This window comes from Paenibacillus sp. sgz302114 (assembly GCF_056120345.1).
Genome location: NZ_JBVYOI010000008.1, coordinates 193,840 through 205,875 on the forward strand (window position 1 = coordinate 193,840; position 12,036 = coordinate 205,875).

11 protein-coding genes, 1 pseudogene and 1 riboswitch are annotated in these 12,036 nt (G+C 53.7%); of the genes and pseudogenes, 1 reads left to right on the forward strand and 11 read right to left on the reverse strand.

The window, feature by feature from the left end; genetic code table 11:
• The 10 genes from AC0LWF_RS20160 to AC0LWF_RS20205 form a co-directional block, all read right to left on the reverse strand.
• Positions 1 to 831, reverse strand: a complete 831-nt coding sequence (locus tag AC0LWF_RS20160) for a carbohydrate ABC transporter permease (RefSeq protein WP_474653327.1) — start codon at positions 829 to 831, stop codon at positions 1 to 3.
• A 4-nt stretch (positions 832 to 835) separates the two neighbouring features.
• Positions 836 to 1,780, reverse strand: a complete 945-nt coding sequence (locus tag AC0LWF_RS20165; RefSeq protein ID WP_474653328.1) for a carbohydrate ABC transporter permease — start codon at positions 1,778 to 1,780, stop codon at positions 836 to 838.
• Positions 1,781 to 1,916: 136 nt separating this feature from the next.
• Positions 1,917 to 3,284, reverse strand: a complete 1,368-nt coding sequence (locus tag AC0LWF_RS20170) for an ABC transporter substrate-binding protein (protein WP_474653329.1) — start codon at positions 3,282 to 3,284, stop codon at positions 1,917 to 1,919.
• 164 nt (positions 3,285 to 3,448) lie between these two features.
• Positions 3,449 to 4,474, reverse strand: a complete 1,026-nt coding sequence (locus tag AC0LWF_RS20175) for a LacI family DNA-binding transcriptional regulator (protein ID WP_474653330.1) — start codon at positions 4,472 to 4,474, stop codon at positions 3,449 to 3,451.
• A 166-nt stretch (positions 4,475 to 4,640) separates the two neighbouring features.
• Positions 4,641 to 5,888 carry a serine hydroxymethyltransferase gene (locus AC0LWF_RS20180; RefSeq protein ID WP_474653331.1) on the reverse strand — a complete coding sequence of 416 codons (1,248 nt, stop codon included), beginning with the start codon at positions 5,886 to 5,888 and terminating at the stop codon, positions 4,641 to 4,643.
• A 26-nt stretch (positions 5,889 to 5,914) separates the two neighbouring features.
• Complete coding sequence (locus tag AC0LWF_RS20185) at positions 5,915 to 6,505, reverse strand: TIGR01440 family protein (protein ID WP_474653343.1); 591 nt, start codon at positions 6,503 to 6,505, stop codon at positions 5,915 to 5,917.
• Between the two features lie 18 nt (positions 6,506 to 6,523).
• Positions 6,524 to 6,979, reverse strand: a complete 456-nt coding sequence (gene rpiB / locus AC0LWF_RS20190; protein ID WP_474653332.1) for a ribose 5-phosphate isomerase B — start codon at positions 6,977 to 6,979, stop codon at positions 6,524 to 6,526.
• A 273-nt stretch (positions 6,980 to 7,252) separates the two neighbouring features.
• A riboswitch (ZMP/ZTP riboswitch) is annotated at positions 7,253 to 7,335 on the reverse strand.
• Positions 7,336 to 7,408: 73 nt separating this feature from the next.
• Positions 7,409 to 7,984: a low molecular weight protein arginine phosphatase gene (locus tag AC0LWF_RS20195; RefSeq protein WP_474653333.1), complete on the reverse strand. Its 576-nt coding sequence runs from the start codon at positions 7,982 to 7,984 to the stop codon at positions 7,409 to 7,411.
• 30 nt (positions 7,985 to 8,014) lie between these two features.
• Complete coding sequence (locus AC0LWF_RS20200; RefSeq protein WP_090575194.1) at positions 8,015 to 8,572, reverse strand: manganese efflux pump MntP; 558 nt, start codon at positions 8,570 to 8,572, stop codon at positions 8,015 to 8,017.
• Between the two features lie 298 nt (positions 8,573 to 8,870).
• Positions 8,871 to 10,013 carry an L-threonylcarbamoyladenylate synthase gene (locus AC0LWF_RS20205; protein WP_474653334.1) on the reverse strand — a complete coding sequence of 381 codons (1,143 nt, stop codon included), beginning with the start codon at positions 10,011 to 10,013 and terminating at the stop codon, positions 8,871 to 8,873.
• Positions 10,014 to 10,259: 246 nt separating this feature from the next.
• Here AC0LWF_RS20205 and AC0LWF_RS20210 point away from each other — a divergent pair, with 246 nt between their 5' ends.
• A complete protein-coding gene (locus AC0LWF_RS20210; RefSeq protein ID WP_474653335.1) occupies positions 10,260 to 11,714 on the forward strand; it encodes an MDR family MFS transporter in 1,455 nt (484 codons plus the stop codon).
• A gap of 78 nt (positions 11,715 to 11,792) precedes the next feature.
• Here the strand turns inward: AC0LWF_RS20210 and AC0LWF_RS20215 are convergent.
• Positions 11,793 to 12,036, reverse strand: a pseudogene (locus AC0LWF_RS20215) (IS3 family transposase); the annotation flags it as partial.

The window sequence follows — 12,036 nt, forward strand, 5'->3', positions numbered from 1 at the left end:
TTATCCCTTCTGTCCTGTTAGCGTGATGCTTTCAACGAAATATTTTTGACCGATGAAGTAGAAAATGAGTGACGGCAGCATCGTAACGACGGAAGCCGCCATCAAGTAGTTCCACTGGACGTTGTTCTCACTCTTGAAGAAGTTGATACCAAGCGCGAGCGTATACAGCTCAGGCTTGTTCAGATACAACAGTGGGCCCATAAAATCATTCCATACGCCATTGAACTGGAAAATCGCAACCGTAATAAGGGCAGGGATCGTAAGCGGCAAAATAACACGCCATAAAATACCGACCGTGCTTGCACCGTCGATCTTAGCCGCTTCCTCCATCTCTGTCGGAATACCCATAAAGAATTGACGCAGCAAGAAAATAAAGAAGGCGTTGCCGAAGAACGCAGGCACGATAAGCGGGTAGAACGTATTCATCCAGCCCAGTTCTGTAAACAGGTAGAACACCGGAATCATCGTTACCGTTCCCGGCAGCATCATGGTCGACAGCATGAGGATGAAGAAGAAGCTCTTTCCTTTAGCGCGAAACCGCGCGAAGCCGTAGGCCACTACCGTACAAGACACGAGCGTGCCGAGAATATTGAGCAGTGTAATAATGACCGTATTGCGTAGCCATCTGCCGAATGGAAGGCCTGTGAATGTTTCCACGTAGTTATGCCATTTGATCGGACTCGGAATCCAGCGCACAGGCGTAGCGAATACCTGATAGGACTCTTTCAGCGAGGTAGAGAGCATCCAGGCAAACGGAACGAGCATAACGATCGATCCGAGTATAAGAAGCGCATAAACGATAGTAAGCTTAATCCAGTTAGATTGCTTCATGCTGTCACTTCCTCTCCCCTTCGTAATACACCCATGCATCTGACGATTTCACGACGACAAGTGTCAGCGCAAGAATAATGACGAACAAGAACCAGGCAAGCGCCGATGCATAGCCCATATTGAAATTCTCAAATGCGTTCTGGAACAAGTAGTAGTTGAAGAAGAGCGTCGAGTTCATCGGTCCGCCCTTCGTCATCACATAGGCTTGACCGAAAGTTTGGAGTGCGCCTACAATGCCCATTATCAAGTTGAAGAAAATCGTCGGCGTCAGCATTGGAATCGTTACATTCCGGAACTTCTGCCACACATTGGCACCGTCGAGATCCGCCGCTTCGTACAGCATCGGCGAGATGCCCTTCAAGCCAGCAAGCCAAATAATCATGCCCCCGCCAATTCCCCAGAGGCTCATAATAATGAGTGAAGTCATTGCCCATTTCGGATCGAAAATCCAACCAGGACCGTTAATGCCAAAGTAGCCAAGTACTGTATTTAATAATCCGATTTGAGGATTGAAAATCCACATCCATAGCACCATGACGGATACACCGCTAACGACAGCCGGCATATAGAATATTGTGCGGAACAGCCGCATTCCCCGCGCCGCTTGATTGAGCAGCAGGGCAAGCGCCAAGGAGAAAATCAGTCCAAGAGGTACTGAGAAGATCGAATAGACAACCGTTACTTTTAGCGACTGCCAGAACAGCGGGTCGCGATTAATCGCTTTGGAATAGTTTTTGAAACCGACAAATTTAGCTGGGGTAAGCAAATCCCACTTCATTAAGCTAATAACAAACGAAGCAATCATAGGTCCAAGTACAAAACAGAGAAACCCGATAAGCCACGGGGAAATTAGAAGGTAAAACCACATTGCTTCCTTGCGTGTAGCGTTAAACCATATTTTCTTGCGGACGGTGTCAGGTGCGGCAGTATCTACGCTCGGCGCCGGCATGCTCATTTCATCACCTCAGGCTAGTATGTTGTTCCTCTTGCGCAGTTCATCAATGAATAGGGAAGAGCGGGAAGCCCGTAAACGTTCATCCCGCCCCGTGTGTCAACTTCTGGTTCACATGCCTTCAGGCCGTGTTTTATTCCGATTTAGCTGCTTGAAGGTCGATATCGCCCTGTTTAGCTGCTGCGTCCAGCTCGCTCTTCACGTCAATCGGTTTGCCGAGCAGCATTTTGTCCAATACCGCTTGCAGCGATTTGCCACCGGATACGCCGAAGAATGGACTGATTTTCTCAGGGAAATCTTTAATATTCGGAATGTCGTCAAGGAACGGCTTCAACGCCGGATCATTCGTTTGGCCAAGCTTCTCCGCCGTCGATTTCACAGCCGTAAACGCATGCGTCGCCATCAGTTCTTGACCTTGCGGCCCTGTCAAATACTTCAGGTAATCCCAAGCCGCATCTTTGTTCTCAGACTTGGAATACAAGCCGTAGCCTGCATAACAAATCGTGTTTGCTGCGCCTGATGGACCAACTGGCATTTGTGCAACACCGAAGGAAAGATCCGCATTCTTCTTGTAATCCTCTACCGGCCATCTGCCGGTAACGCTCATCGCCACTTTACCCGCAACGAACAGATCTACACCTTTGAAAGCTTCGCTCTCCGTGTTGGACGGGGAGATATGATCCTTCTGGTACATGTCTTGGTACAACTCAAGCGCCTTAACAGTACCGTCGCTGTTCATGAAGCCATCGATTTTCTCGCCGTCTGGGCTGATGACGCTGCCGCCGTATGAGTTGATAAGAGGTAGAATCGCACGTACCCAGCCGCCTGGCAAGCTAACGCCCCACTGCTTGAACTTGTCGCCGTCTTTGACCGTCAGCTTCTTCGCTGTGTCGTAGAACTGATCCCATGTCCAGCCTGTTTGTGGGTAAGGAATGCCTGCAGCGTCGAACATTTTCTTATTGTAATAAACCGCAATATCTGAGTAGTCCTTCGGCATTGTGTAGTACTTGCCATCCAGCTTGCCTACATCAAGAACACTCGTATAGTAGTCGTCCAGGTTGACGCCGTTAGCGCCTCCAATATAAGGCGTCAGATCTTCAAGCGCGCCTTTCTTCATGAACATGCTGACGTCGCCGTCACCGATTTGGAAAATATCCGGCGCTTGGCCAGCTGCAATTTGCGTGAGCAGCTTCGTGCCGTATTGATCCGGTACCGATTCAATCGAGATTTTGACATTGCTGTGTTCTTTACTGTAATTGTCTGCGATTTGCTGCTGAAGCTTAGCGCCATCTCCACCTTCCCAGGTGCCGACACGCAGCTTTACTTCCTTCTGTTCCGAATTGCCGCTTGAAGCCGCCCCGTTATTCGCCGTCGCCGCCGAATTACTCGATGCGTTGCCCGCTGCACCATTCGAGCCCGAATCTCCGTTAGAACCGCATCCGGTTAAAACGACTGCTGCCGTGATACCAAGTACAAGTACTGCTTTACCCCTCGTTGACATGCTCGTACAACTCCTCTTGGTAGGATTATATATTTAAGAGCATCACCAGTAGGCTTCGCTGGTGCTAGCCCTAAATACCATCATTATCCGAAACGTTTCGGAAATTTACGAAAAAAATAATACCGAAACGTTTCGGTTGCTGGGTGAAACAAAGCCGCCCTTCCTTACTTCACCGCCGGGCGAGCCGTGCTTTCTCGGACAATCAGTTCATTGTACAGGACGATTTTGCGGGCTGCAGCCTTCTGCTTGGTCAGCATGTCGAGGAGCAGTTGAGCCGATTGATAGCCCATTTCATACTTATCGCGTTTAATTGTCGTAATGCGAGGCGTGCAGTAGGAGGCGATCGTAATATCATCATACCCGACAATCGATATCGACTCCGGCACCTTGCTTCCGCAATGCTCGGCAGCTCTAAGCGCTCCTAGCACCATTAAATCGCTTGCCGAGAATACGGCCGTAACATCCGGATGCTCGCGCAAAATTTGCCCCATTGCGGTAAACCCGCCTTCTTCCGTGAATCCGCCGTCGTACACGAGCTCCGGCTTGAAGGTCAGCCCATTCTGCTCCAGCTCGAGCTGATAGCCTTTAAGCCGCTCGAAACTGACCACAGCCTGATTATGTCCGTTAATCATCGCAATGTTACGATGACCTAGCTGGACCAAGTGCCTTACGGCTAATCTGGCCCCCTGGATATCATCTGCCGTTACATGGCCGACATTGCTGCCCTCTACCGGAATATCAATGAGCACGCACGGGAAATTGGTATCGCTTGCAACTTCCTCCAAGTAAGGGTCATTAACCCGCAGCCCCGCAATGATCGCGCCACTGACATTCCACTCTTTGCATAGATCCGAATAGGATTTGGATAACTGCTTCTTGGGATTCGTGCTGAACAGCATAATGTCGTAATCCAGCTCGGATGCCCTGTCGTTGATGCCGCATAAAATTTCGTACATAAGTGCATCCTTCGCTCCCGAGCGATTTATCTCCGATAGAATGACGCCAATTGCGCGAGATCGCTTCGTGACAAGACTTCGTGCCAATACGTTCGGCCTGTAATTCAAGTCCTGAGCCACGAGCTTGATCTTCGTGCGTGTGTCTTCGTTTACGTCTGAATAGCCATTCAGCGCCCGTGATGCAGTGGTAACAGAGACACCGGCGAGCCTAGCTACCATTTTCAAAGTTGTCACCAGCGTATTCTCCATTTCCATCCGAAACGTTTCGGAACGAGTTTGAGCTTATTATATACAAATAAAGAAAGCGATTGCAATCATTTTGTTTTTACTGTTTTGCAAAACAAAAAAGCCTTACCCCAGTTTAAGCTAGAGTAAGGCTGCCGATTTCCATACACGCGAATTAGTAAGTCATACCTGGGTAGAGCGGGTATTGCGACATAAGGTCGCTAACCATACCGCGCGCTTTAGTCAGAACCGCTTCATCTTTCGGGTTCTTCAGCGTCATTGCGATAACTTCTGCGATTGTACCCATCGCATCTACGCCCATGCCGCGGGAAGTCGCAGCAGGTGTACCGATGCGGATACCGCTTGTAATGAACGGGCTGGTCGGATCGAACGGGATCGCGTTCTTGTTCACCGTAATTTGAACGGAATCAAGGACATGCTCCGCATCTTTGCCTGTAATGCCCAGGTTGCGCAGGTCGATCAGCATCAGATGGTTGTCTGTGCCGCCGGAAACGATGTTGATGCCGTGTCCGATCAGCGCGTTTGCAAGCGCTTGGGCATTGTCCACAACGTTCTTGCCATACTCTTTGAACGAAGGCTGGAGCGCTTCGCCGAAAGCGACAGCTTTAGCTGCGATGATGTGCATCAAAGGACCGCCTTGGGAACCAGGGAATACCGCTTTATCAATCGCTTGCGCCCATGCTTTGCGGCAAAGGATCATACCGCCGCGAGGACCGCGAAGCGTTTTGTGAGTTGTCGTCGTAACGAAGTGCGCATGCGGCACTGGGCTTGGGTGAAGACCAGCAGCAACAAGGCCTGCGATGTGCGCCATGTCGACGAACAGCAGCGCGCCAACATCGTCAGCGATGCGGCCAAGCTCTTCGAAATCAATGATGCGCGGGTAAGCCGATGCGCCTGCAACGATCATACGAGGACGGTGCTTGAACGCCAGCTTGCGAACTTCCGCGTAGTCGATTGTGAACGTGTCTTCGCTTACGCCGTAAGGAACGAAGTTGTACAGAATACCGGAAGCGTTAACCGGACTACCGTGCGTCAAGTGGCCGCCGTGCGCCAGGTTCATACCGAGAACTGTGTCGCCAGGGTTCAATGCTGCCAGGTAAACAGCCATGTTCGCTTGTGCGCCGGAGTGAGGCTGAACGTTCGCGTGCTCGGCACCGAACAGTTCCTTCGCACGATTGCGCGCGATATCTTCCGCGATATCCACGTGCTCGCAGCCGCCGTAGTAGCGCTTGCCCGGGTAGCCTTCCGCGTATTTGTTTGTCAGAACAGTACCCATTGCTTCAAGCACAGCTTCGGAAACGATATTCTCGGATGCAATCAGCTCGATGTTGTCGCGTTGGCGCTGAAGCTCAAGGCCAAGTGCGGCCAAAATTTCGGGATCTTGTTTGCGTAAGTTCTCCATGTGTGTATAAGTCCTCCTCAAAATAATTAATCGCAAGTATCGCTAGCGCCGGGCGCCGCCAAATTAGCAGCTTCCCGGTTATATACAGCTCGTTCTCCGCCGATTAGCTTCGGACGAGTATATGCCATCGTCACATGTGCCGCTCCGATGGAACGAATCGACGGACGCACCGGCACAGCCACACGCTTCAAGTGCATGCCGATCAAGGTGTCGCCGATGTCGAGACCGGCGTGTGCCTGTACCGTCTCGGTCAGGCAGGCATCCTGCAGCTTACTGAAGGCGTATGCAGCCATTGATCCTCCGGCTTTGCGCACAGGGATCGCCGAGACGAGCTCCAGCCCATACCGCTCAGCCGCTTCGCGCTCCATGACAAGCGCCCGATTCAAATGCTCGCAGCACTGAAACACCGGATAGAACAACAGCTCGCGCCGAACAGCCTCTACGCCAGCATAGATGGCTTCAGCAGTTTCCAGCGTGCCGGACGTGCCGATCCGCTGGCCAAGCACTTCACTCGTAGAGCAGCCAATAACGAGCAGCTGCCCCTCTCGCAGCCGCGCTGCAGAAGCTAGTTCGCGAATGACGGTTTCCACATCATTAGAAAGCTGTGCTGGATCCATCGTCATCACCGGCTTCCTTTACGCGTCCGCGAATTTTGCTTCAATCTGCATCACTTTGTTCACGCGGCCCACATGGCGCTCACCGTTCGAGAACGGCGTCTCGAGCCAAATGCGGATAATCTCCTGCGCAACGCCGGGACCGATGACGCGCTCGCCCATTGCCAGCACGTTCGTATCGTTGTGCTCGCGAGTTGCTTTGGCGGAGAACATATCGTGCACGAGCGCACAGCGGATGCCCTTCACTTTGTTGGCCGCAATGGACATGCCGATGCCTGTGCCGCAGATCAGAATGCCGCGATCCGCTTTGCCCGATGCCACAAGATCAGCAACCGGCAGCGCATAATCCGGGTAATCAACCGACTGGTCGCAATTGCAACCGACGTCCTCGATTTCGTGACCGAGCGATTGAATGAACGGAACGATCTCGTCCTTCAGGCGGTAGCCCGCATGGTCTGCACCGATGGCAATTCTCATAATTCCATATACCTCCCAAGTGACCGCTCATGGCGGAAAATGTCGATTCACACTGGTTCTAGTATACCTGATTTCAGGCGACAAGCAAAAAAGGAACATTGACCAGATTCGTGGTGAACATGCGTTTTGTGCGACGACAAGCAAAAAACGCGGGACATAAAAAACTGAATTACAGAACAAGAATCAAATTCATCTGACGGTCATTCAGCTGCAAGCGGCAAACTTATCCATCTTCCGAATGACAAAAAAAGAGCGAGCATGCTTACGCACACTGCTCTTTGCCCAGGCGACCGGCCGTATATTCCAATGCTCCACCGTGGTTTAACCCACTCTCGTCGCCAGTTACATTGGAAACCGTCTTTAGTTATTTTCATCATAACGGATTATCGCGTGAAAATCAATCCGGCCAAGCAGCCTCAGGTTGCCCAATTATTGCTGCAACCGGTCAAGCAGCCGCTTCAGCGCTTCCTCGATCTGAGCCGCGCTTTGCTCGTACACGCTGAGCTGTCCTCCGAAAGGATCTTCGATATCGAAGTTCGGCATTTGCCGCTCCAGCTCCAGCAGTCTAGCGCGCTTCGCTTCACTAAACGGCTGGCCTAGCGCTTGATTCATGTGCCACTCGGACAAAATCCCTTCGAGCTCAGCGATGCGCTCAAGCACTTCCGGGTCGGTATTCACGAACTCGAGCAGCGTATACGTCTTGTCCACTGCGCTCGGGAACCGCTGCAGCAGTTGTCTTTTGTGGCTTCCTGTCATCGTCAGAATCAAGTCCGACCAAGCTATCGAGCCAGTCTCAAGCGCTCTTGACGCACTGCGATGCTCAATACCACGGCGGGACAGCGCTTCTTCCGCGTTCTTCGAAACAGGCAGCCCATCAATCGTCGATACACCTGCAGAGCGAATATCGAGCTGCAGCCCCCGCTCCTGCGCGAGCGTACGAAGCAGCGCCTCAGCCATCGGCGACCGGCAGGTGTTGCCCGTGCAGACAAACAGTATCCGTTTCAAGAATCGTACACTCCTCTATATTTATATATTTCAGAACAAGAACAGCAAGCCGAAGGTGAATAAAATGACGCCGCCGCACGCTTCTCCATAACCGCCGAGACTAGTGCCGACGCGTCTGCCAAGCAGTAAGCCGAGCACGGACATGATGCCTCCAGCAACGCCAAAGAGCAGCACGGTCAGCAGCATATCTGCCTCAAACATACCGAGCGAGATGCCAACGGAGAACGAGTCAATGCTTACGCTCAGCGCAAACAGAAGAATCCCCCATCCGCTGCGATAATCAATGGATTCAACCGCGTCACCGCGCAGCGAGCTGTAGATCATATGCCCGCCAAGCAGCAGCAGAAGCGCACCTGCCGCAGTCGTCGCGACGCCGCCAAGCAGCGTGCTGACATACTCACCTGTGAAGATGCCCATCAATGGCATAATTATGTGAAAAAGCGCAATGACGGCGCTCAGCTTCATAATGTCCAGCAACCGGATCCCTTTGAGTCCAATGCCGACACCAAGCGAAAAAGCGTCCATCCCCAGCGCCACCGCTATAATAATGAGGGTCAGCAGCTGCCCGGCATGCATGCTCTCGATCATGTCATCCTCTCCTTGTCCCGCTTCTTCTTCACAAGCATATGCGGACAAGGGGGGAATGATGACCAGGCTCGGTGAGCAGCAGCCCTACAAGAGCACTCGGCACTGTGCGAGGCGCGAGAGCTGGGGGTATATTGGAAAACCCATTATAGAGGGACGCGGCGCTTTCGGCTGCTTCCTTATCTGAGAGTGCTGAATTAGCACTCACAGAGCTTCAATCAGCCGATTATTGGGCTGAGAGTACGTATTAGGCTCTCTCAGCTCCGAGAACACCACGCAGGCACAGCGCGAAGCGCGAGCGCTAGGCGCGGACCACCGCGTGGCCGGCGGCTTTCGCCAAGCGGTTCATAAGCGCATGGCCGATGCCGTGCTCCGGGCACGTCTCGGCCCAGATGCGCTGCACGCCGCGCGCGTCGAACTCGCGCAGCGCGCCATAAAGCCCGTGCGCAGCCGTTTCCAGCTGCGCGAGGCTGCCGACGACGAGCACGCAGTCGGCGTCGTACCGAGCAGCATGCTCGGCAAATGCGAGCACGCCCGTGCGCTCGCCGCGCTCCCGCGCCGACGCCGTCTCCGCCTGAATATAGGCGGAGACGGCGTCAGGCTCGCCCTTCACCAGCTGCATCAGCCCTTGCGGGGCGTAATGCGCGTATTTCATGCCCGGCGAGCGCGGCGCCGCTGTATCCGCGGCGGCGCTGCCTTCGCCTTCGCCGTCGCTCTCGCCTGTGCCGGCGCCGGGCGCTGCCACGGCGTCGTACGCCACATGCGCGGCAACCTCGCGCAGCGCTTCGGCGGTCACGCCGCCAGGGCGCAAGATTCGCACGGAATCGCCGCCCTCGATTTCTACGACCGTCGATTCCAAGCCAACGCCTGCCGCGCCGCCGTCGACGATGCCGTCAATGCGGCCGCTCAGGTCATCGCGCACATGCGATGCCAGCGTCGGGCTCGGACGGCCCGAGCGATTCGCGCTCGGCGCGGCGAGCGGGCAGCCCGACTCGGCGATGAGCCGCAGCGCAACGGGATGCGCGGGCATCCGCACCGCTACCGTGTCCAGACCTGCGGTGACGCGCGGCGAGACAGCGCCCGGCTTCACCGGCAGCACGAGCGTGAGCGGTCCCGGCCAAAATCTTGCCATCAGCCGCTCCGCTAGCGCTGCCGCATCAGCCGCAAGCGGCAAAGTCAGCTCCGCGAGCTGCGCCGCATCCGCGATATGCACGATTAGCGGATTGTCGGACGGGCGACCTTTTGCCGTGAAGATCCGCTCCACCGCTTCCGTCCGCCGCGCATCCGCCCCTAGGCCGTACACCGTTTCCGTCGGAAAAGCTACAGCGCCGCCTTCACGCAGCATTGCCGCCGCCTCCGCCAATTCGCCAGCTTGCGGCGCTGTGCCGCTGACTTGCCATATCATCGTGTTGCCCATATCTCTATTGGTGTTCGTGGTGTTCATGTTCAATTCCGTATCCCCAGCTTCTGCAATGTGCAAAATAGATTTTGCTCCATTATATCACAGGGCTGCATCAAGCCGAAAAAAGCCGCCGAAGCCTCATGAATGCGTTTTATTGACGCGCTGTGCCCTCATACCATAGCCTGCCGCAATTGACTCCATCTGGGCACCGAGCGTATGATGTCAAGGTCGCTCTTATATGTAAAACTGTACATATAAAGCAAATAGAACGGAGGCGTTACAACCACTATGCAGCCACCTGCACCCCAACCGCAAATTCGGGTTCTGCCCATTATGATTGCCATCTTCTTCGGCAGCTTCATCTCGACACTCAACATCAGCACGATTAACATTGCGATTCCGGTGCTCTCTGAGCATTTTCACGCTTCGCTCAGCACGATTCAGTGGACACTGACCGGCTTCATGCTCGCAATGGGCACTTTCGCCCCGATTACCGGTTATTTCGGCGAACGATTCAGCTACAAACGACTGTATATCTTTGCCCTATCCGGTTTTATGATTGCGTCAGTCTGCTGCGCGCTTGCGTGGAGCGCACATTCACTCATCGCGTTCCGCATCATGCAAGGCGCGTTCAGCGGCTTGATCTCCCCGGTTACGATGGCGATTGTCTACCAAGTCATCCCGCGAGAGAAACAGCCAATGGCGATCAGCTTCTGGGCGGCATCCAGCATGCTCGCTCCGGCTATCGGCCCAACCTTCAGCGGCTGGCTGCTCGATAATGTCAGCTGGCACTGGTTGTTCTGGGTGAACGTGCCGATTGCAGCTATCGGCATAATGCTTATCATCCCATTCATTCCGTATTACCGGTTAAATGTGCCCAAATCATTCGATTTCATCGGTTTCATCACGGTTATTATTAGCAGCGCATCGCTGCTCGTTGCCCTTTCGAACGGACATACATGGGGCTGGACCGGCGAGAAAACCATTGCACTGCTCATCATTGGAGCGGTCTTCCTGCTGCTCTTCATCTGGCGGGAGCTGACATGCGAGACGCCGCTGCTCAACCTGCGCATCTTCCGCATCAGCCGATATACCATCTCTCTGACGATAACGAGCATTGTGACGATCAGCTTGTACTCCGGAACGTTCCTATCGCCTGTATTCCTGCAAAATATTCAGCAAGTGTCGACGCTCGATACCGGCCTTATTCTACTTCCGGCCTCCCTTGCAATGGCGCTGATGACACCGCTTGTCGGCAAGCTCTTCACCCGCATCGGCCCGCGTCCGCTGCTCATTACCGGCGTTCTGCTCATGGCCGGCGGCACACTGCCGCTTAGCTGGCTGAGTGTCGATATTCCGCACGGCTATATTTTGTTCTGGATGATCATTCGGAACCTCGGCATTTCGTTCGCAATGATGCCTGCCAGCAATGCCGGCATGCAAGCTGTGCCGAAGCAATTCAGCGGCCACGCTTCCTCGCTGACCAACTGGATCCGCAACGTGCTCGGCTCATTCGCGATCGCCATATTCACAACGATGCTCTCTTCCCGCTCCATAGAGCACGGCAAGGATCTCGCGAAGGCAGGGGCAACCGACCCAAACCATATCAAAATCATGGCGTTCACGATGAGCGTCAATGACGTCTATCTCATCGCTAGCATCATCGTTATTGTCGCGCTGCCGGTCACTTTCTTCATTCCGAAGCTCAAACGTGAGACAGAGTCCCACAAAAGCGCGGCCTAGCTCATACAACAATAAAAGCTCATTCGCACAAAGGGACTGACCCCTGTTTGTGAGACAGGGATCAAAACACCTTTCAAGTTAAGCAGCCAGTCGTCGGAATTCAACCGGCGACTGGTTATTTAGTTTCGTTTGAATACGAATTGAGTTATAGTAGTGAATATATTCTCGAACGGTCTGCTCAAACGATTGCCGTCGTTGTGCAGGTTAAACCTTCGAGATAGAACGTTTCAGACTTTAGAGTGGAATGGAACGATTCGATGGGGGCATTATCAGCGGGCGTACCCTTACGGGACATGCTCATGGTAATGCCTCTTCCTTTTAC